Source organism: Desulfosarcina alkanivorans, from assembly GCF_009688945.1.
GTDB classification, from domain to species: domain Bacteria; phylum Desulfobacterota; class Desulfobacteria; order Desulfobacterales; family Desulfosarcinaceae; genus Desulfosarcina; species Desulfosarcina alkanivorans.
This window is the reverse complement of sequence record NZ_AP021874.1, coordinates 1,247,009-1,269,339: the sequence shown is the minus strand read 5'-3', so window position 1 is coordinate 1,269,339 and position 22,331 is coordinate 1,247,009. Positions and strand designations below refer to the sequence as shown.

Sequence of the window (22,331 nt, the reverse complement as noted above, 5' to 3'; positions counted from 1 at the left end):
CATGCGCCTGAGTGATTGTTTCATCGAACTGATTGCCTACACCGCCCTGGTCATCCGGCCGGAAGCCGCAGGGCAGGCTTCTTTTGAACAGGTGGATGCGGATATCCGCAGGCTGATCGCAGAAAGTGAAGCCAACTGCCAGAAGGGCGGATTCCAGTCCGCCGACTATGATCTGGCCCGCTTTGCCGTTTTTGCCTGGATCGACGAGACCGTTCTCTCTTCCGGTTGGGAGGGCAAGAACCGCTGGCTGGGGGAACAGCTGCAGCGTCGCTACTATAACACCGCCGATGCCGGAAAACTTTTTTTCGAGCGTTTGAACGCCATCGGCCCCCATCAGCTGGATGTGCGCGAGATTTACTACCTCTGCCTGGCCATGGGATTTACAGGGCAATACTGCAACGAGGGCGACGATTTTATGCTGGAACAGCTCAAGATTTCGAATCTGAAGCTGCTCACCGGCAGTTCCATGGGGCTTCCGGACCTGAAGCAGGCCACCCTTTTTCCGGATGCCTACGCGCCGGAGAGCACCCAGCTGCCTGCGGCAGGACCCAAAATGAAGCGCTTTTCCGCCTTCACCCTGATCTGTGCCGGTGCGCCGGTTCTGCTTTTCGGTGTGCTTTTCCTGGTGTATCGGTTCATTCTCGGCAATATCGGACAATCCCTTATCAATATGGGGCCTTAAATGAAATCACTGATAATGAACGTACTCAAGGTCTTTCTGCTCCTGCTGCTGGTCGCTCTGGTGCTGCTGCTGGTTTTCGGACTGGTCCTGATGATCGGATGGCCCCTGTGGGTGGGCATCTTTTTCGCCATTGGACTGACTGGCATCCTGCTTGGGGTCCTTTTTATCAGAAAGCTCATGGCCCGAAAAAGTGAACAGAAATTTGTTCAGCAGATCATCGCCCAGGACGATTCACGGATAAAGGGACTCGCGTCCGGTGAACAGGCCGGTTCCCGGGAAATGCAGGCCCGCTGGAAAGAAGCCATCGACGCCCTGCGCAAATCCCATCTGAAAAAATACGGGAACCCGCTGTATGTGCTGCCGTGGTATATGATCATCGGTGAAAGCGGCTGCGGCAAAACCACGGCCATAAAAGGTGCGGATCTTTCTTCGCCCTTTGCTGAGATCACCCGTGCTTCCGGTATTTCCGGAACCCGGAACTGCGACTGGTGGTTTTTCGAACAGGCCATCCTCATCGATACCGCCGGTCGCTATGCGATTCCTGTGGATCAGGGGCGGGACCGTGACGAATGGCAACGATTTCTCTCCATGCTGGCCAGGTTCCGAAAGCGCGAGCCCCTTAACGGACTCGTTGTTGCCGTGGCGGCGGACCAACTGATGGAGAGCGATGCCGGCAAACTGGAAAGCGACGGCAAAAGCATCCGCCAGCGGGTTGACGAGCTGATGCGTGTGCTGGGAGCCAAGTTTCCCGTATACATCATGGTGACCAAGTGTGACCTGATCCAGGGGGCGGTCAAATTTTTCGATCAGCTTGACGATCCGGTTCTGCAGCAGGCCATGGGACGCCTGAACCATCCCCTGTCCACCGACATGAACACGTTTTTCGGGCAGACCATCCGCTCCATGGCCGACCGCCTGAAAGAACTTCGGCTGTTGATGCTGAACCTGGCCGGCGCCAAAACCAGAAAAGCCGATCCGGCCCTGTTGATGTTTCCGGAAGAGTTCGAAAAACTCGAACCCGGCATGAATGCCTTCATGCGCGGTGCCTTTCAGGAGAACCCCTACCAGGAAACACCGATCCTGCGGGGCATCTATTTCTCCAGTGGAAGGCAGGAGGGCACGCCTTACTCCCATTTTCTCAATGCAATGGGGCTGATCGGTGAAAAGGAGGTTCTGCCGGGAACCAACCGGGGACTTTTTCTGCATGATTTCTTCTCGCGCATTATGCCTGCGGATCGGGGCCTGTTTGCCCCCACCCAGAAAACGATGGAGTGGAGCCGGTTGACCAGAAGCCTCGGGTTGACGGCCTGGGTGGCCGTCATCATCGCCGTCTGCGGCCTGCTGAGCTTTTCTTTCGTGAAAAACTTGAAGACCCTTCGGGACGTATCCGGTCAGTTTTCCAAACCGCCGGTTCTCCAGGGGGAACTCACCACCGATGTTCTGACGCTGGACCGTTTTCGCCAGGCCGTGAGCCGGGTAGAGGTGCAAAACGAAAACTGGTGGATTCCCCGGTTGGGGCTTACGGAAAGCAACCGGGTGGAAGCCGGCTTGAAGCAACGCTACTGCGATATCTTCAAAGCCGGTTTTTTGAAGGATTTCGACCAGCGCATGAGCGTACGGATGACCCGATTCAGCGCGGCCACCCCCTCCGGCGTGATGGGGCACCATGCCATGCACCTGGCGCGTCGGATCAACCTGCTGAAACTGCGCATGGAAGGGCCGGACCTGGAGGCGCTCAGAGCAATGCCGGCCGCTCCGTACCCGTCGTCCCTGCTGGAGGTGCAGACCATCGACGAAATATCCGGCAAGCTTTCCGACCTGTATCTGTATTATCTGCTCTGGCGGGAATCGGATACCTCTCTCAACGACGAGCTGAAGGATCTGCAAACCTGGCTCAAGCATATTCTCACCCTCGACGGTGCCCGGCTCAACTGGCTGGTGGACTGGGTGAATGTCAATGGTGAAGTGGACGGGATACGTCTGGCCGACTACTGGACAGGCCTGGAGGCCGAATCCGATGAAATCGTGGTTGCCCCGGCATTTACCGTAAAAGGCCAGGCGGCGATGGACGGCTATCTCGGAGAAATAGAGCGCGCATTGTTCGAACCGCTGGCCATCGGGTCACAGAAACTGGACTTCCAGAACTGGTATGCCCGCGCCCATCTCAATGCCTGGAGCGCCTTCGCCGCCGATTTCCCAGCCGCTCCCCAGCGTCTGAAAGACCGGGAGCAGTGGAAACTGGCCGGATCTCTCCTGCCGTCGGAAAAAGGGCCATACCTGGCGCTTCTGCAAAGCATGGCCCGCGAACTTGAGGGTGTTGCAAAGCAGGAAAAACGGCCGGCCTGGGTGGACCTGGTGTTCCGCTTCAATCAGGTTCGCATCCAGGCCAAAGCCGACAGCAAGGGGGGCAAGGCGGCCGCCGGCATCCTGAAAAAAGCCACACAGTCAGTGACATCAAAAATAGGCCGGGTGGGCAGCAGTGCCGGAGTGGCTGCCGCCGATGCGTTCAGTTTTGAAGACCGTATTGCAGCGGGCAAGGCCTTCAACGAGTACCAGGAGGCCTTGAACCTGCTGATGCCCATGACCGATTCTCGGAAAATTGCCTTCAGGATGGCTTCCGATCTTTATGCAGGAGATCCTGCAGAAGGGGAATCGCCCTTTTTCAAAGCCCAGGCCGCCCAGAAAAAGCTCCAGACGACCCTGGGCCGGAAAAACAAGGATACGGCGATATTCTGGAACCTGGTCAGCGGGCCCATCCTGTTTTACCATCAGTACGCCGCCCGGGAAGCCCAATGCTATCTCCAAAGCAAGTGGGAGAAGGATGTCTACCTTGAAGTGCAGGACCTGCCGCGGGGTACCAATTTGAATCAGCTGCTCATGGGTTCGGACGGCTATGCCATTAAATTTCTCAAGGGGCCAGCGGAACCCTTTGTCGGCAGAAGCCGCGGCAAGGGCTACTATTCCAAAAAAGCCAACGGAATCGCCCTGGATCTGGATACGGGATTCTTGACGTTTCTGACTCGCGGCGCAAGTGTGACCAAGCCGGTGGCGGCGGAATACCGCGTCAGCATCAAGGCCTATCCCACGGACGCCAACAAGGATGCGGCCATCAAGCCCCATGCCACTTCCCTGGAATTGCAATGCGGTGATGAGAAGAACAAACTGCTCAACCTCCATTATCCGGTGAAAAAGACCTTCCGATGGTCGCCCCAAAACTGTGGTGATGTCATTTTTAAAATTGAAATCGGCAATCTTGTGCTGACCCGGGTCTACAGCGGATATCAAGGATTTGCTAAATTCCTGAAGGATTTTCAGACCGGCCAGCGGACATTCAGGCCGTCCGATTTCCCCGATTCAGCGTCCGCCCTCAAGCGGATGGGCATAAAATACATAACCCCGCGTTATCAGTTCAGCGGCCACCAGAAAGTGATTCGACTGCTGCGGGCCTCACCGGGACGGGTTCCCCAGGAAATTGCATCATGCTGGGGAAAATGATCGGTCGGAACCGATGGTCGTGGGCTGCCTTCGGTAAACATCCATCGGCAAGGGATTATTTTCAGATCAGCCTTCAAACCCCTCTGGCCCGGGCGTTCGCCCAATGGGTGGAAAACGGGTTCGGAAGATTACCGGAATCGGTTCGCCGGAAAGGGGTTTACTCATGGCGATTCTGGTCAAGGGGAATGAAAAAGGGATCCCTGGTCTGCGGCCTCGGCAAGAGCAGCGGAGATGGTGTCGGCCGGCCGTACCCCCTGATGCTGATGGGTGAGGGCCACCTGGACCACTGGGAGAAACACTGGAACCTGCTGCCTTTTGTGCTGGCAGCTGCATGGGATAAAATGGAGTACTCAGCTGCCAGGCGGATGGAGAACATTGGCCAGATGGAGGCCGATCTTCAGCGCCTGGAGAGACCTGCACCCGCGTGGAAAGAATCGCTCAGGGGAATTCCTCAGGATCCGGGCACCCGGGATGCCCAGCCGCTTCACAAGCTGATCATGGCAGAGATCGGAGCAAAAGCCAGGACGCTTGAGACCGAACAGAAACTGATTATTCCACTGGATCACAGCGGACGTCAGGATCCACTGATATTGGCGGGGGCCTGGCATCAGGCGTTGAAAAGACATTTTTCAGGAACGCCGAGCACGGTATTCATGGGTGGCAGCATGGAAAAATCTTTCATTGTTTTTTTTCAACGACCGCTGATGGCCGACGATTTTATCGAATTGTGGTCGATATGATCGGATTTAATTATAAAAAAAGCCTATACGTCTCTAATTGAAAATGGTAAAAAAGCCTTTGGAAAAAACCTTATATTCGCAATGAGAACAAGTTTTCATTTTTTCCCGGATATCAGCACCAACGATTCTGTCCTTTTCGCATTGCAGATTTACACCAGGGTATTCTCGTTTTTCCTGCTGTTCTTTCATCAACCCGGCTGACGGTTCCCCCGAAAATAAGGGAGCCCGCAGTTAACGAGTGAGGAAACTGCACGCATGGATCCCAAAGCACTCATCATGGACGCACAGATCGACGCCGCCAGAGCGGCGCTGGTCGACCAGATCAAAAAATCGCCCGGCGACGCCCAGGCCAGATCCCTGCTTTTCCAGGTCATGCTGCTATGCGGTGAATGGGACAAGGCCCGGCGGCAACTGGATATCGCCGCCACCCAGCAGGCATCGCCGGATATGAACGCCGCCGTCTACCAGAACCTGATCCAGGCGGAAAAAGAACGCCTCGCTGTGTCCAGAATGGAACAGCGGCCCACATTTTTCCCTGATATTCCCGAGTACAGCGACGATTTTTTCCTGGCCCTGGAGCTGTTGGCCGACAGCAAGGCCGATGACGCCGCCACACTGTTTGCCGGTATCGAAGCGCGCCTGCCCGACATTCAGGGAACGATCAACGGTCAGCCTTTCAACGGGTTCCGGGAAACGGACACCCGGCTGTCCTACTTCATTGAGGCGATCGAATATGAACGTTACCTGTGGGTGCCCATCGCCAACATCCGGGAGCTGGTGGTTTCCCCCCCCCAAACCCTGATCGACCTCATCTGGGCCAAAGGACGCATCACCACCTGGGAGGGGCTTACCATGGGCTGCTTTTTGCCGGTCCTGTATCCAGGCTCTTTTGCCAGCGAAGACGACCGTATCCGCCTGGGGCGGCTGACAGACTGGACGCCGCTGGGGGGGGCGTTCGCCAAGGCGTCCGGGCAGCATGTTTATGAGGTCGGCGGCACGGACCGCGCCATTTTGGAGATCAAAGAGGTTTATTTCTCGCTTCCCGGTACAGACGGTGACGAGAAAGGGGGGGCACATTGATCGATCTGGAAAAACTACTGACGCCCATCGAGGGTGAAAATCCGGCCGGGGAGAACCTGCGTTACACGCCCACCTACGACGCCATCAAGGAAGCCCGCCGTGAGGAAGACGATCTTGATCGCGGCGAATGGGACCGTGAGGTCAAGACAGCCGACTGGGAGGCGGTCAGACAGATCGCCATCGAATCGCTCACCGAAAAAACCAAGGATATCCAGATTGCCGTCTGGCTGATCGAGGCGCTCATCAAAATTGAGGGGTTTCCCGGGCTGGAATCGGGGCTGGAGCTGCTTTCCGGTCTGATGGAGACCTTTTGGGACAACGTCTATCCGGAGATCGAGGACGACGACCTGGACTACCGGATCGGTCCGCTGGAGTTCATGAACGACAAATTGTGGCTCGCCGTGAAGCAGGTGCCGTTGACCGATCCGGAAGCCGTGGCCGGATACGCATGGATCCAGTGGCAGGAGGCCGTCGAGGTCGGCACCGATGAATCGGCCATGGCCGAGGGAAAACTGGGGATCGAAGATTTTGAAAAAGCAGCCAGCCGGTCATCGAAAGCCTTTTATGCGGACCTCAACAGCCAGATCGAGCAGTGCATCGTCGCCTTCACCCGTTTTGACAACATGCTTGACGAGAAGTTTGGCAGCGAGGCACCGCGTACGGCTGAATTCAAACAGGCGCTTGAGGATTGTCAGCGGTTCATTGCCAAGCAGCTGAAGCAGAAAATTGAGCTTGACCCCGATCCCGAACCGCAGGACGAGGCGGATGCACACGAAGGGGATGCCGGCACGGCCGAAACGGCGGCGGAGGCACCCGTCTCGGGTTCATCCGCGAATGTCGTCAAGGCTGCATCGGTGCAGGGCCAGATCGTCGTCGGAATGATATCCGATATCGAACCTCACGAGGACGCCATATGGAACAGCGCCCTGACGTCCCTCCAGAACGAGGGAATAAAAAAGGCCCTGGAAATACTCTTTGCCGCCTCGTGCAGCGTCTCCAGTGTCCGCTCACGAAACCGCTACCGCCTGCTCATGGCCAAGCTCTGCCTCCAGGCCAACCGGACCGACCTGGCCCGCCCCATTGCCGAAGAGTTGAACACGCTGTTGGAGGAGTTGGGGCTGGAGCGCTGGGAATCACCGGTGTGGGTGGCCGATGTACTGGGCGCCTTGTACCGCTGTCTCATCCAGGAAGAAGAGGGCAGCGACGACCATTACCGGGCCGAAGAGATTTTCAAGAAAATGTGCACTATCGATTTGACCAAGGCGCTGCAGCACCGACGTTGATCGGTGGGCCGGCGCCAATCCTTATTAAAAAGAAATACCCTTAAGTCGGCGTATAGCCCCCACATTCAAAAGGAGGAACACCATGCCGGAAAGTTTGCAACACACATTGGACAGGGTCCGATCACCGCGTGTCCAGATCACCTATGACGTAGAGATCGGTGACGCCATTGAAATGAAGGAAATTCCATTTGTGGTGGGGGTTCTGGCCGATCTGTCCGGAAAACCCGATGAGCCGCTGCCGAAAGTGAAAGACCGCAAATTTGTCGAGATCGACCGCGACAATTTCAACCAGGTGCTGGCCGGTATGAAACCGAGGCTGGCCTATCGCGTGGATAACAAGCTGACCGACGATGATTCGAAAATGGCAGTGGAGTTGCGTTTCAAGTCCCTGGACGATTTTCATCCGGAACGGGTGGCCGAACAGGTGACGCCGGTCAGAAAGCTGGTGGAGGCCCGAAAACGGCTGTCGGACCTGCTGGCCAAACTGGATGGCAACGACCAGCTGGACGAATTGCTCCAGGACGTGCTTGCCAACACCGATTCCCTGGAAAAATTGGGTGAAGAAGCCGGGGTCGAGAAGAAATCGGAATAGCGACGGCGCATCACAAGCCGTCCGGCACTTGATTTCGTTTTATAGAATGGCTGCTTGACACAGCGACCAGGATTTGACGGAGGATACTATGGCAGATCAGGAACAACAGGCCCAGCCAGAAGGGGCCCAGGACGTCCAGGAAGAGAAGGGCCTGCTCGATCAGATCATTGACGAAGGGCGATTGGCCCGTGAGGAGAACCAGAAAGCCTATGCCAAAGATTTGATCAGCGAATTCGTGGGCCAGGTCATGGAAGGGACCATGACCATCTCCAAAGATACCGAAGCAATGATCAATGCCCGCATCGCCCAGATCGACAAGCTGATATCCGATCAGCTCAACGAAGTGATGCACGCCGAGGAATTCCAGAAGCTGGAGGGGTCCTGGCGAGGGCTTCACTATCTGGTGAGCAGGAGCGAGACCGGAGAACGCATGAAAATCCGGGTGATGAACGTCAATAAAAAAGACCTGCTGAAGGACATGGAAAAGGCCAGCGAGTTCGACCAGTCAGCCATGTTCAAAAAGATTTACGAGGAAGAGTTCGGTATGTTCGGCGGCGCATCCTACGGGGCGCTGATCGGCGATTACGAATTCGGCAACCACCCCCAGGACATGGCCCTGCTGGAGAAAATGTCCCAGGTGGCCGCGGCGGCTCACGCCCCGTTCTGTACCGCTGCCGGATCCAGCCTGTTCAACCTGGACTCTTTTACCGAACTGGGCAACCCCCGGGACCTGTCCAAAATTTTTCAAAGCGTGGAATACGCCAAATGGCGTTCTTTCCGGGAATCGGAAGATTCCAGGTACGTGGCCATGTGCGTCCCGCACATCCTGATGCGCCAACCGTACGGAAAAGCCAACATCCCGGTCGAGGCCTTTGATTTCGAAGAAAAGGTCGACGGCACCGACCACGGCAAATACCTGTGGGGCAATGCGGCTTACGCCCTGGGTGCCCGGATGACGGATGCCTTCGCCAAGTACGGCTGGTGCGCGGCCATCCGCGGTGTCGAGGGCGGCGGCCTGGTGGAAGGCCTGCCCGTGCATACCTTCAAGACCGATGAAGGCGATGTGGCCCTCAAATGCCCGACCGAAATCGCCATTACCGACCGGCGCGAGAAAGAACTGGCCGATCTGGGTTTCGTGCCCCTGGTTCACTGCAAGGGGACTGACTTCGCGGCATTTTTCAGCACCCAGTCGGCCAATAAACCCAAGGTGTACGACTCCGATGATGCCAACGCCAATGCGCGGCTCTCCTCCCAGATCCAATACATCATGGCCACATCGCGGTTTGCCCACTACCTCAAATCCATGATGCGGGATAAGATCGGCAGTTTCATGACCCGCGCCGATGCCCAGGATTTCCTCAACCGCTGGATCAGCAACTACACCCTCGGTGATCCCAATGCCGGGCAGGAGATGAAGGCCAAGTACCCGCTCAGCGAAGCGCGGGTGGACGTTACCGAGATACCCGGAAAAACAGGGGCCTACCGAGCTGTGGCCTTCCTGAAACCCCATTACCAGCTGGATGAACTCAGCGTTTCCCTGCGGTTGGTCGCCGATCTGCCGCCCCCTGCCGGCGGATAAACCTGCCTGCTCGTTCGCAACGCTTTTTCAGAAAGGAGGTGCTGGCTGGAAGGAATCGAAAGTTCAGAGCGGAGCAAGTTCGCGTATTTTTGACCGTTATTACTAACCGTGGTTTGGTTACACCCTAAAAAGGAGGTTGATCATGGCTGTTGATATGTTCCTTAAATTGTCGAATGATATTAAGGGAGAATCTCAAGACCACAAGCACAAAGATGAGATTGACGTGCTTGCCTGGAGCTGGGGCGTGAGCCAGTCCGGCACCTTTCACATGGGCGGCGGCGGCGGTTCCGGAAAAGCATCGTTTCAGGACATCAGCGTGACGAAGTACGTCGACAAAGCCTCCAACGGACTGTTGCGGGCCTGTTCGACCGGTGAAGCGCTCCCAACCGCTGATCTGGTGGTGAGAAAAGCGGGCAAGAAACCGTTGGAATACATCACCATCAAAATGAAGAACGTCCTGGTGACGTCAGTTTCCACCGGCGGATCAGGCGGCGAAGACCGGTTGACTGAAAACGTTTCTCTGAATTTTGCGGAAGTCGAATATACCTACACGGACCAGAAGCCTGACGGAACCGCCGGCAATCCCATGCCGTTTAAATTTGATATCGCTAAGAATGAGTATAAGTAAGGGCTGAACCATATGGAAAATGCCCAGGCATCCTTACTGGACAGGCTCATCGATGAAGACCCCGGAAACACCCGTGAGTCTGTCCAGTATCGTCTCCTGGATGTCCGGCAGATCAAGGCTTTTGTGGTCAGGGATCTTGAAAGCCTGCTCAACAGCCGCCGCAATATTACGGTGCTGCCGCCCAGATTTCGCGAGTTGGAAGATTCCGTGGCAACTTACGGACTGAAAGATTTTACCGCAAAAAACACCGACAGCCGGAAGATGAGGCAAAACGTCCGCAAGGATGTGGAACGGGCCATCGCACGATTTGAACCCCGGCTCAAGAATGTAAAAGTGGATCTGGAAACCGGCAGCAACAAGGAGCGAAATCTGAATTTTCGCATTTCCGCCATGCTGGTCGTGGATCCGTTCCGGGAACCGGTGACATTTGATACTTACTTTGACGCAATCCGGAAAGAGTACGTGGTGTCAGCCTGAGATGCATGGCGATGTCGATCTGATATGCAAACACACGGACGAACTGCAGCGGTTTTTGAAGCGATAAACCACGCACAACCCGCAACGCGTTGCCGCTGTCATTTCCACCGAGCATTGACACGTCGTAATCGGCGATTGGTGTTTTCGATCGTCACGGCGCCATCCGATGGTGCCTTGAATCAGGCGTTTGCACCCATCGACCATTGCTGCCGTCTCCCTCGGGATTGGCGGCCGCCTCCGGTATAACCGCAAACTGAATTCTTATCAGATGGATTGAAAAAGGCTCTATGGAAGACAGGCTCCTTGACTATTACGAACGTGAATTGACTTTCATCCGAGAAATGGGAGCTGAGTTTGCCCGGAAATATCCCAAAATTGCCGGTCGTCTTTTGCTTGAAGGAGACAAGTGCGAAGATCCGCACACGGAACGGATGATCGAGGCTTTTGCTCTCATCAGCGGTAGAATCCACAAAAAAATTGATGACGATTTCCCCGAGATTACCGAATCGCTTCTCAATATTATCTACCCCCACTACATCAACCCGGTTCCATCCATGTCCATCGTCCGGTTCGATCCGGTTAAACAGAATATCCAGGAAGCCGGATATCGAATTGACAAGGGGACGGCCTTGTTTTCCAAGCCGGTGAGAGGCACCCCCTGCCGGTTTTCGACCACTCAGGCCGTTCAGATCTGGCCAGTATCGGTGGTTGACGCTCAGATCGAAGAACCGAAAAAAATGGTTAAGGGGGCGGTTCAAGTCATAGCGATCAGCATGCAGAGTTTCAACAAACTCAGCCTGTCCAAGATCGACTGGCAGTCCTTGCGTTTTTTTCTGAACGGGCCCCACCAGCATGTGTTTCACTTGTATGAGCTGCTTTTCAACCATGTCTGCCATATCGAATGTGAGGTCCGCAAGCCTGATGGCGAAAATGTCGTCATTCCGTTGGTGCCGAATTGTATCCGTCCTGTGGGATTTGCTGAAAAAGAGGGTATGCTTCCCTATTCCAAGCGCTCCTTTCCGGGCTACCTGCTCCTTTTCGAATATTTTTGTTTCCCGGAGAAATTCCTGTTTTTTGATCTTGGCGGACTGGATCAGCTTAAGACCGCAGCTGCCGGAGACCGGATGACGGTGCGCTTTTTTTTCAATCGACTGGGAAAATCCGACCTGGTGGTCAATGCGGACACCTTCCAGCTAAATGCCTCCCCCGTCGCCAACCTTTTTCAACGCATTGCCGAGCCCATACGTGTGGAACATCGTAAGACCGAATACCAGGTGGTACCTGACGTTCGACGCCAGAAAGCCACCGAAGTATACAGCGTCGACAAGGTGACGGCGACGCTTTCCGGATCTGCCGGGGGGCAGAAAACGTACCGGCCATTTTACTCCATGCGCCATCACCTGGCTGAAGACGAGACCAGCGAAGCCCAGACGTTCTGGCATATCCAGCGCCGCCCTTCCGGCAAGAAAGGCGATTTGGGAACGGATGTGTTTCTCTCTTTTTCAGATTTGAACCTGAAACCATCCGACCCCGCGGAAGACATTCTCACCGTGCGGGCCACATGCACCAATCGGGACCTGCCCTCCAGGCTTCCGTTCGGGGATGCCCGTGGCGACTTCAACATGGAAACGGCGGCGCCGGTATCCAAAGTGATCTGTGTGCTCAAACCTACACCAACAAGGCGCCCGTTTCTCGGAAGCGCGCTGCAGTGGCGGTTGGTTTCGCATTTCTCACTCAATTACATGTCTCTTGTTGAAAAGGGAGAGCACGCCCTCAAGGAAATTTTAAGGCTATATGATTTTAACAACTCCCTTTCCACCCAACAGGTGATCAGCGGGATTGTTTCCGTAAACAGCCGGCATATTACCAAGCGCATCAAACGATCGTTTTGCCGGGGCGTCCAGGTGACGATTACTTTCGATGAAGACAAGTACGTGGGCACGGGCATATTTCTATTTGCCTGTGTCCTGGAGCGTTTTTTGTCCCAGTATGTATCCGTCAACTCATTTTCCCAGTTGGTTATGAAGACCCTTCAACAGGAGGAAGCGGTAAAGATATGGCCGCCACGAAGCGGAAACCAGATCCTGATTTAAGCCAACAGCTTTCTGAACGGTTTTACGAGTTCTCCTTTTACCGGGCCGTCTACCTGCTGGAACGCTTTTCCGAAAACAGAAAGCAACTGGGGGTGGCGTTGGTGCCCTCCGAGGAACCGGTTCGATTCAGCGCCAAAAAGGGGTTCTCGTTTCCTCCCAGCGATATTTCCGACTTAAGGTATGGCGGGACGGATGAGCCACCGGCGATGGAGGTGGCCTTTCTGGGACTGACCGGACCATCCGGGGTGCTGCCTCAATGGTACACCCAGTTGATTCTGGCCCGTGATCGGGAGAAGGACCACACCCTGGCCGATTTCCTGGATTTGTTCCATCACCGTCTGATCACCCTGTTTTACCTGGCCTGGAAAAAACACCGGTTCCCGGAGAATTACCAGCTGGGTGCCCGGGACCGGCTTTCACGATACCTGCTGAGCCTGTCCGGTCTGGGCACGCCGGGGCTGACGGAGATGATTGGCCTGCCGGAAGAGGCGCTGACGTTTTACAGCGGGTTGCTTTCCCGGCCAATTGCCTCGGCAGTGGCCATCGAGTCCGCCGTGGCTTATTTCGCCGACGCCCCGGTGCGGGTGGAGCAGTTTATCGAACGAATCGTGGATCTCGAGCCTTCCGACCAGACGCAGTTGGGTGCAGCGAATGCCACCCTGGGCGACGATGCCATCTGCGGGAGCCAGGTCTGGGAAAGCCAGACCAAATTCCGGATCCACCTCGGTCCGGTCGGTAAAGAGAAATTTACCCGCATGATGCCCATCGGGGATTTGCTGGTCCCCATCTTTTCCCTGGTCAGATATATGGTGGGCATCGAATACGAGTTCGAAATCCGCATTTATCTGCGCAAAGAAGACGTGCCCCTTTGCCAGTTGGGCAGCACCGGGGCGGATGCCCCCATGCTCGGCTGGACCACCTGGGTTTCCTCACCGGGTTATGCCTATGAAAAAGACATCTTTTTTACATTTCAGGAGTATGATTTGAAACTGGTCAAGTTCTAAGCTCACCAGTTCACCAGCTACTAAAGGAGAAAACCATGGCCGTATCCAATCTCAAGTCCCTGATCGGTAAACTCAACGAAACCTGCCGCAGTTCCCTGGAATCCGCCGCCGGCCTCTGCCTCTCCCAGACTCACTACGAGGTGGACATTGAGCATTTCCTGATCAAACTGCTGGAAATGTCGGACACGGACCTTCTGAAAATCCTCAAACATTTCGAAATCAACGAGGCCCACCTGGTGGCCGACCTGACCCGCGCCATCGAGAATTTCAAGACGGGCAACGCCCGTACCCCGGCCTTGTCGCCGCGCATTCCGCGCATGATAAAAGAAGCCTGGCTGCTTGCCTCGGTGGAGTATCAGATGCCCCAGGTGCGCTCCGGTCACGTGCTGCTCGCCCTGCTGGACAGCGATGAATTTTCCCGCATGCTGATCGCCAGCTCCGACACGCTAAAGAAGATTTCCGTCGAAACCCTCAAAGACAGCTACGTTGATCTCACGGAAGGGTCCGGCGAGGACGTGGGCACGGCCGCCGACGCCGGGTCTGCACCCGCAGCAGGGGGAAAACCGGGCGGCCCGGCCGGCACCAAGGCCCTTGACCAGTATACCGTCAACCTCACCGAGCGGGCCAAAAAGGGAGAAATCGACCCGGTGCTGGGCCGCGACTTCGAAATCCGTCAGATGGTGGACATCCTGATCCGCCGGCGCCAGAACAACCCGATCCTTACCGGCGAGGCCGGCGTCGGAAAAACCGCCGTGGTGGAGGGCTTTGCCCTGCGTATTGCCGAGGGAGACGTGCCGCCCATTTTGCAGAACGTGGCCCTGCATACCCTGGATCTTGGCCTTTTGCAGGCCGGGGCCGGCGTAAAAGGGGAATTCGAAAACCGGCTGAAAGGGGTGATCAACGAGGTCAAGGCGTCGCCGATTCCCATCATTCTGTTCATCGACGAGGCCCACACCCTCATCGGCGCCGGTGGCCAGGCCGGGGCCGGCGACGCGGCCAACCTGCTCAAGCCGGCCCTGGCGCGTGGCGAGCTGCGCACCGTCGCGGCCACCACCTGGGCCGAGTACAAAAAGTATTTCGAAAAGGATGCGGCCATGGCCCGGCGCTTTCAGGTGGTCAAGGTGGAGGAGCCCGATGAGGAGAAAGCCATGGTGATGATGCGGGCCATCGGTCCCTTTCTGGAAAAGCATCACAACGTGATGATCACCGACGACGCCCTGGCGGACACGGTGCACCTTTCCAGCCGCTATATTTCCGGGCGGCAGCTGCCGGACAAGGCCGTCAGCGTGCTGGACACGGCCTGCGCACGTGTGGCCATCGGGCTGACCACCAGCCCGCCGGCCGTTGAACAGGCCCAGCGGCAGATCGGCGACATCGATCGGGAAATCAAGATCCTCAACCGTGAGACGGCAATCGGCAGGGACCACGAAGATCGTCTGGGCGAACTGGCCGCACAACGGGAGGCCACCCAGGCCGAAATGGACAGACTGACGGAAAAGTGGCGAAACGAAATGGAGGTGGCCGGTCAGGTTCGCGACCTGTATCAGGAGATCCACGCCCTTCTGGAAAAAGGTGACGAGGCCAAAGAAGAAATCGCCGCCAGACAGGAGCAGCTCAAGGAACTGGAGGCCGAACTGGAAAAACGCCAGGCAGAGGAACCGCTGGTGCAGATCGCCGTGGATTCGGAAACCGTGTCCGCCGTGGTTTCCGGCTGGACCGGCATCCCCACCGGACGCATGCTCACCGACGAGATCAAGACGGTGCTCAACCTTTCCGAGCGCCTCAAAGCGCGCATCATCGGCCAGGATCACGGACTGGACGCCATCGAGCAGGTGATCCAGACCGCCCATGCCGGCATCGAGGATCCCTCCAAGCCCACGGGCGTGTTCATGCTCGTGGGGCCCAGCGGCGTGGGCAAGACCGAGACGGCCCTGGCCCTGTCCGAACTGCTTTACGGCGGAGAACAGAACATGATCAGCATCAACATGAGCGAATACCAGGAGGCCCACACGGTCTCCAGCCTCAAAGGCTCTCCCCCCGGCTACGTGGGCTACGGCGAAGGGGGCGTGCTCACCGAGGCGGTGCGCCGCAAACCCTACAGCGTGGTTTTGCTGGATGAGGTCGAGAAGGCCCACCCCGACGTCATGGAACTGTTCTTCCAGGTTTTCGACAAGGGCATCATGGAAGACGGGGAGGGGCGGCGAATCGACTTCAAGAACTGCCTGATCATCCTGACCTCCAACCTGGGAACCGACCTGATCATGAACCTGTGCGCCGACGAAGAAACCATGCCTGATCCGGCCGGAATGGGAGAGATGGTCAAACCGGAACTGCTCAAGCATTTCAAACCGGCATTTCTGGGGCGCATGAAAATCGTTCCCTACTATCCGATCACCGACGACAACATGAAACTGATCGTTCGGCTCAAACTCGACCGCATCGTCAAACGCATGCAGGAAAACCGCAACGTGGCATTCATATACGAAGACGCCGTCGTGGACACCATTGCGGGCCGGTGCACCGATGTGGACTCCGGGGCGCGCAATGCGGACAATATCATGACCAACACCCTGCTGCCGGAGATGTCGCGCGAACTGCTCAGCCGCCAGGCCCGGGGAGAACAGATCTCACAGGTCGAGGTCACCATGGATGGAGACGGGTTTGTTTACGACATCTCTTGATGATGTCACCATACGCTTCGGTCCCATGGGAAGGCCGGCCGGTTGCCGGATCTGCGGCAAGCCGCTTACCTTTCACCAGCAGGTCTCATGGCAGATCTGTGACCAGTGGCAGTGCAAGAAGGCGCTGCTCGAGAAGGCGCTGGTCGCCCATCGAGGCGTGGCGGCAGGGGCAGTCGGGGAGTGTTCACCCGAATCCTATCCCGTGGTCGTGGTCCCCGACGATCCGGTCGATATCGACCGACTGCCCCAGCCGCGCAAACAGGCGTACATCAATTTTCTTTACGATCTGAGCCTGAAAGTTGTCGACGCCGGCAACGTCGCCGTCACGGGTGCTCAAGAAACGGAATCCAGCGATCTGCAGCCGCCGGCGGTACTGGCTGCGAATGTGTGTGGCGTCTGTCGGGGGACCTGCTGCCACCAGGGCAATGAGCATGCATTCCTTGATGAGGCGGCCATAGGCCGTTTCATTGCGCTCAGCCGCATCACCGACCCGCTTGAAATCGTCTATGCCTATGCGGTGCATCTCCCGACCCGATCCGCCGTCGGCGCCTGCGTGTATCAGACCGACCGGGGATGTGCCCTGCCGCGATGGATGCGGGCCGCCATTTGCAACGGTTATCGCTGCAAGGGGCTGGAACAGGCCGAGCGGATGATCCGTGAAAATGACATCGAGCGCCTTTTCGTTGCGGTTCGCAGGGACAACCGCATAAGCCGTTCCGCTTTTGTCCGGCGGCATACGATTCGTCATTATCCGCTTCAGGATCCCGTTCGTGCGGATCCGGCGGCGCTGACCATTTCAAAGTTGTAACGCTGAGGCTGCCATGGACCCTGCCGGAAACAAAAGGAACCAAAGCGATGGAACAGCTGATCGACGCCTGTCCATCGACCAGGCCATAAGGCTGGCCATGGACCTGCAGAAACAATCCAAGCTCGATCAGGCGGAAGGCATCTACCGAGACGTCCTGGCTGTGGCTCCCAACCATCCGGATGCCCTGCATTTTTTAGGTGTGCTGCACTACCAGCGCGGCCGGGCCGATGAGGCCATTCAATCGATTACCTGTGCCCTCGGGATTTCACCGGATTATGTGGACGCCCACAACAACCTGGGCAATATCTACAAGGAGCAGGAGCGGTTCACTGAAGCCGAAGCCTGCTACCGGCGGACCATCGAACTGGCCCCCGGCCATCTGGGCGCCTGCAACAATCTGGGGACGGTGCTGCGTGCCCTGGGGAATTTTGAGGAAGCCGAAGCGGTGTTTCGGGAGGGGTTGACGGTCAGTTCGGATTTTTTCCCTTTGCACTGCAACATGGGCAATCTGCTTTACCAGCAGGGCCGGGTCTCCGAGGCGGTGGACCATCTGTTTCAGGCAATGGTGCTGGATCCTGAGCAGGCCGGCTCCAAAGTGATGCTGGGCATCGCCTTGATGACCCTGGGGCGCAAAGAAGAGGCTGTGAAACATTACCGCCAGTGGCTGAAAGAAGATCCGGGAAACCCCGAAGCCCTGCACCTGCTGGCTGCCTGTTCGGATGATGCCGTCCCGGAGAGGGCTTCGGACGACTATGTGAAAAGCCTGTTCAACCGGTTTGCCGACAGTTTCGAGGAAAGCCTCAATATACTTGGCTACCAGGCGCCGGACCGGGTTGCCGAAGCATTGTCCCAGGCCTACATACAGCCGGCCGGCGACCTGGATATCCTGGATGCCGGCTGCGGCACCGGGTTGTGCGGCCCCCTGATCAAACCCTATGCCCGGCGGCTTGACGGCATTGATCTTTCCGCCGGGATGCTCAAACAGGCTGCCGAAACGGGCAGTTACAACCGCCTGGAAGAAGCCGAACTGACAGAATATCTCAATCGCTGCAACAGGGAATACGATGTGGTCGTCTCTGCGGATACCCTGTGTTATTTCGGTGATCTCAAGGCGGTGTTCAAAGCCGCGGCCGGCGTCCTGAAAAAAGATGGCCGCTTCATCTTCACCGTGGAACGCGACGCGTTGTCTCCGGCGGAAGGCAATGACGAATACCGCATGCTGCCCCAAGGGCGCTATGTCCACAGCGAGAGCTACCTTCGGCTTGCCGCCCGGGAAGGATGTTTGACCCCCATGGCAATTACCCCCGCCGTTCTGCGCCAGGAGATGGGGCGACCGGTAAACGGATTGGTCGTGACCCTTGCACCAGCCTGAAGGTGGGTGCTGACCCAGGAAACAGGATCCCGATGACCACCGAAAAACGAATCCATCCGGAATCATCGACGGGCAGCATTGCCCTGAGCGTTGAAGAGACCTTCGACGTGGCCCTCAAACTTCACCAGAGCAGCAATCTGGACACGGCCGAGTTGCTCTACCGACGTATCCTTGACGTGGCCCCGGATCACCTCAACACGCTGAACTTTTACGGGCTGCTCTGCCATCATCAGCAGCGCAGTCTGGAAGCCGCCGGGTTGATCGAACGCATCCTCGCAATCGATCCCGACAACGCCGATGCCCACAACAACCTGGGCAATGTGTTGGATGGCCTGGGACGGCTACCCGATGCCGAGGCCTGCTATCGCAACGCGGTTGCCCTGAATCCCGACCATGCCCCGGCCCTCAACAACCTGGGCGTGGTGCTGGCAGCCCGCAAAGCGATGGCTGAGGCATTGGATGCCTACCATCGCGCCGTCGAGCTCTCACCGGATGTTGCCAATTTCAGGTACAACCTGGGCAACGCCCTGCGAAAATGCGGGCAGGTCGATGATGCGCTGGCGGCCTATCGCAAAGCAGTTGAACTGGATCAGGCACACGTTGGCGCCTGGCAGGCGCTCAGCCGGACGCTGACAAAAGCCGGGCGCACGGATGAGGCGGCCGGCGTTTTCGACGAGTGGCTTGAAAAAGACCCCCAGAATCCTATTGCGCTTTACCAGCAGGCCGCCTGTATGGGCCTGGATGCTCCCGGGCGAGCGCCCGATGCCTTTGTCCGGAAGACGTTCGATGAAATGGCCACCCGCTTTGACGAGCACTTGCTGGAAAAGCTTGACTACCGCGCACCGCAACTGCTGATCGACGCCCTTTCCGCGGTGCTTCCGGTACCGGATGCGTCGTTGGATATACTCGACGCTGGCTGCGGCACCGGCCTGTGCGGACCGTTGCTAAAACCTTACGCCCGCAAGTTGGTTGGTGTAGATCTGTCCGCCGGCATGCTGGCACGAGCAAAGGGAGGGAATTCGTATAGTGAGCTTGCCCTGGCGGAGTTGACTGAATTTTTAGATAATATGAAAAACGAGTATGACTTGATCGTGTCGGCGGACACCTTGTGCTATTTCGGTGATCTCGAACCGGTGATGAAAGCTGCCGCAGGTGCCTTGAAACCGGACGGCATATTGGCACTTACACTGGAACGTGCTGAACCTAAAACCGAAAAATGGCAGCTGACCGCGAACGGGCGATACGCCCATACCGACCGGTATGTACGGTCGGCGCTGGCGGCCGCCGGGTTAACATTGCAGACCATGGATTCGGTGTTTCTGCGTAAGGAAGGCGGGCAACCGGTAACCGGGCATTTGGTTACAGTGGTAAACCGGAAGGCCTGGCCATAGCGCACTGGATTTAATAACGGCCAGACTCGTAGGCGGTGTGGTTGCCAATCGTCTCGCGCTGTCTCTTTGAAAGGGTTTTTTACCGTCGCTGTAAGTTGAGAGGAGGATTACATGAAAACGATATGGACGTTCGATCAAAGTTCCCATCTGCCTGCAGACAACCAGGGCGTCTGCATGACGCTGGTCGCCTATTGGCTGTCGATGATGCACGATGAAAAGGCAGAGATGAACGCGTCGTCGAAGACATTGGAGACGATGTGCAAGCAAGAGGCGCAAAAGCTTCAGCGGTTTTACGAAAAAGCGGGGAATGAATTCGACACCGGTAAGGACGAGGCCGTGACCTTTGCCGTTCGTGGACTCAAGCTCAAGGGCAATTATCGGTCGCGGCCCAATGCGGCCGCCCTCGTGGATTATCTGGATGAAAAACGCCGGGCATACAGCATGGGCATTTATTTCAGTGACGGCGGCGGCCACTCCCTCGGAATCTGGCGGTCGGGCCGCTCGTCGGGGCTGTTTCACGGGTTGAGCGGCCACTCCTACTTTTTCGATCCGAATTACGGCTGTTACAAGGGCAACATCTCGGACTTCAGGGGCTGGCTCGCGAGCTTCATCGCGGAAAGCTACCCAACCTGCAACCACATGTCGATCGCGAAGGTTCAGCCATTGGAAAAACGGGCGCATTGGGGAGGGGCGTTCCGATACTAAGTTGACTTCCAATCGTCTTTTGGACCCGATGCAAGGAGGATTTATGGCTGATCCCATCACATTTGACAGCATCGACGTTTCCATGTCCACCACCCTTCAGGATACCGGTCTAAAACCGCAGCCCGATTCATCGTTCAGGATTCTCATCCTGGGCGATTTCAGCGGGCGGGCCAATCGGGGCGTGGACAGCCGGGACCCGGACATCGGCCGGCGCAGGATTCATCGGGTGGACCGGGACAATCTTGACGCAGTGATGGAGAAAATGGCCGTGAGCCTCAACCTTGATGCCGCCGGTTCCGGCGCGCCGCCCGTGGAATTGTCCTTCACGGAAATGGATGATTTTCATCCGGACCGGATCTATCGTCGTTCGCAACTATTCAAGTCGATGAAAGATTTGCGCAAGGGGGTGATCAAAGCGGAAACGTTTGCCGAAATCGCCTCCCGGTTTTCAGGCAAGGCCAAGACACCTTCGCAGACGGGCAGCGAGGGGGCCATTTCGTCGCCACGGGAGCCGGACTTTGCTGGCGAGACTCATGCCGGCCTGCTCGATCAGGTTCTGGATGCCAGTGCGCCTGCATCTGCCGGCCCGGGCAAAACCGGGCCGCAAACGGACTGGGACCGCTTTCTGGCTGATATCGTCAGCCCGCACCTGGTCCCGGACATTGCCAAAGAGCAGGACGCCATGGTCGGCGCCGTGGACCGCACGATCTCCGAAATAATGGGCAGACTTTTGCACCATCCAGACTTTCAGGCTGTCGAGTCGGCCTGGCGCGGACTGGATTATTGCCTCCGGCGCCTGGAAACCGGCGAAAAATTGGAGGTCTGCCTTCTGGACGTGACCAAAACCGAACTGGCATCGGATTTAACGGCCTGCGAGGACCTTCGGGATACCGCCTTGCATAATAAACTGGCCGCGCCATTCCGTCGGCAGGGTGGACAGGCATCCTGGAGCCTGCTCGCCGGGATGTATCATTTCTTGCCCACAAAAACGGATGCCGTGGTGCTGGCTCGAATGGGGGCCATGGGACAGATGCTGGGTGCGGCCGTTATCGGCGGGGCGGATCCCGGCTTTGTCGGCTGTCCTTCCCTTTTCGAGGCCCCGGACCCGTCAGACTGGACCCTGGAACCGGACCCGGCGGACCGGCAGGCCTGGCAGGTGTTGCGAACCTTGCCCGAAGCCCGTTGGATCGGGTTGGCGCTGCCCCGTTTTATCGTCCGCTGGCCTTACGGCGCTGATACCGATCCGCTGGAGGCCTTCGCGTTTGAAGAGATGAACGATCCCGTAAACCATGAAGACTATCTGTGGGCCAACCCCGTTTTTGCCCTGGTTCTGGTCTTTGGTCGGACATTTGCACGAAACGGCCGGGACTGGTCCCGGGGGCTCGTCAGCGATGTGAGCGATCTGCCCCTGCATGTGTTCACCGACAGGGGGGAGCGGGGCATCAAACCATGTGGGGAGGCCTTTCTGAGTGACCGGGCCATTGAGAAGATGGTCGCCTGCGGTCTGATGCCATTGGTTTCCTTCAGGGACGAGGGGCGGATTCAACTGGTGCGCTTTCAATCCGTCGCCGCTACCGCCAGTCCGCTGGCGGGTCCCTGGACGGTCTGATGGGACCAGGGACTTCAGGGAGGCAATAGCCTCCAAAACAACAATAAAATTGACAAGTTAAATAATTATTGCTAAAAATACGGACCCGGCGGATTGCAATCAGACCACGAAT

The 22,331-nt window shown here is 57.1% G+C and carries 17 protein-coding genes; all 17 read left to right on the top strand.

Annotated features, from left to right (window positions below; all coding sequences use genetic code 11):
• Position 1 precedes the first annotated feature (1 nt).
• A complete protein-coding gene (locus DSCA_RS05600; protein ID WP_155315490.1) occupies positions 2-682 on the top strand; it encodes a DotU family type IV/VI secretion system protein in 681 nt (226 codons plus the stop codon).
• Positions 683-4,177 (top strand): type VI secretion protein IcmF/TssM N-terminal domain-containing protein, encoded by a 3,495-nt coding sequence (locus DSCA_RS05595; RefSeq protein ID WP_155315489.1) that lies wholly within the window; start codon positions 683-685, stop codon positions 4,175-4,177.
• A complete protein-coding gene (gene tagF, locus DSCA_RS05590; protein WP_155315488.1) occupies positions 4,162-4,917 on the top strand; it encodes a type VI secretion system-associated protein TagF in 756 nt (251 codons plus the stop codon). Before DSCA_RS05595 ends, tagF begins: the two co-directional genes overlap by 16 nt.
• Before the next feature lie 255 nt (positions 4,918-5,172).
• The gene (locus DSCA_RS05585; protein WP_155315487.1) at positions 5,173-5,997 is read left to right on the top strand and encodes a type VI secretion system accessory protein TagJ; all 825 of its coding nucleotides are present in this window, start codon (positions 5,173-5,175) and stop codon (positions 5,995-5,997) included.
• Entirely contained in the window at positions 5,994-7,280 is a 1,287-nt protein-coding gene (tssA, locus tag DSCA_RS05580) for a type VI secretion system protein TssA (protein ID WP_155315486.1), read from the top strand. Before DSCA_RS05585 ends, tssA begins: the two co-directional genes overlap by 4 nt.
• Positions 7,281-7,362: 82 nt before the next feature.
• A complete protein-coding gene (tssB, locus tag DSCA_RS05575) occupies positions 7,363-7,872 on the top strand; it encodes a type VI secretion system contractile sheath small subunit (protein ID WP_155315485.1) in 510 nt (169 codons plus the stop codon).
• Positions 7,873-7,960: 88 nt separating this feature from the next.
• The gene (gene tssC / locus DSCA_RS05570; protein ID WP_155315484.1) at positions 7,961-9,451 is read left to right on the top strand and encodes a type VI secretion system contractile sheath large subunit; all 1,491 of its coding nucleotides are present in this window, start codon (positions 7,961-7,963) and stop codon (positions 9,449-9,451) included.
• A gap of 142 nt (positions 9,452-9,593) precedes the next feature.
• Complete coding sequence (locus tag DSCA_RS05565) at positions 9,594-10,079, top strand: Hcp family type VI secretion system effector (RefSeq protein WP_155315483.1); 486 nt, start codon at positions 9,594-9,596, stop codon at positions 10,077-10,079.
• Between the two features lie 12 nt (positions 10,080-10,091).
• Positions 10,092-10,556, top strand: coding sequence for a type VI secretion system baseplate subunit TssE (tssE, locus tag DSCA_RS05560; RefSeq protein WP_155315482.1), 465 nt, complete (start codon positions 10,092-10,094; stop codon positions 10,554-10,556).
• 287 nt (positions 10,557-10,843) lie between these two features.
• The gene (gene tssF, locus DSCA_RS05555; protein WP_155315481.1) at positions 10,844-12,649 is read left to right on the top strand and encodes a type VI secretion system baseplate subunit TssF; all 1,806 of its coding nucleotides are present in this window, start codon (positions 10,844-10,846) and stop codon (positions 12,647-12,649) included.
• Positions 12,613-13,653, top strand: a complete 1,041-nt coding sequence (gene tssG, locus DSCA_RS05550; protein WP_155315480.1) for a type VI secretion system baseplate subunit TssG — start codon at positions 12,613-12,615, stop codon at positions 13,651-13,653. Before tssF ends, tssG begins: the two co-directional genes overlap by 37 nt.
• A 35-nt stretch (positions 13,654-13,688) precedes the next feature.
• Positions 13,689-16,334, top strand: a complete 2,646-nt coding sequence (gene tssH, locus DSCA_RS05545; RefSeq protein WP_155315479.1) for a type VI secretion system ATPase TssH — start codon at positions 13,689-13,691, stop codon at positions 16,332-16,334.
• Positions 16,315-17,142 (top strand): hypothetical protein, encoded by an 828-nt coding sequence (locus DSCA_RS05540; RefSeq protein WP_155315478.1) that lies wholly within the window; start codon positions 16,315-16,317, stop codon positions 17,140-17,142. The genes tssH and DSCA_RS05540 overlap by 20 nt, the downstream gene beginning before the upstream one ends.
• 13 nt (positions 17,143-17,155) lie before the next feature.
• A complete protein-coding gene (locus DSCA_RS05535; protein WP_155315477.1) occupies positions 17,156-18,514 on the top strand; it encodes a tetratricopeptide repeat protein in 1,359 nt (452 codons plus the stop codon).
• A gap of 32 nt (positions 18,515-18,546) precedes the next feature.
• Complete coding sequence (locus DSCA_RS05530; protein WP_167527620.1) at positions 18,547-19,905, top strand: tetratricopeptide repeat protein; 1,359 nt, start codon at positions 18,547-18,549, stop codon at positions 19,903-19,905.
• A 111-nt stretch (positions 19,906-20,016) separates the two neighbouring features.
• Positions 20,017-20,610, top strand: coding sequence for a hypothetical protein (locus tag DSCA_RS05525; RefSeq protein ID WP_155315475.1), 594 nt, complete (start codon positions 20,017-20,019; stop codon positions 20,608-20,610).
• Positions 20,611-20,653: 43 nt separating this feature from the next.
• The gene (locus DSCA_RS05520) at positions 20,654-22,219 is read left to right on the top strand and encodes a type VI secretion system contractile sheath domain-containing protein (protein ID WP_167527619.1); all 1,566 of its coding nucleotides are present in this window, start codon (positions 20,654-20,656) and stop codon (positions 22,217-22,219) included.
• Positions 22,220-22,331: the final 112 nt, after the last annotated feature.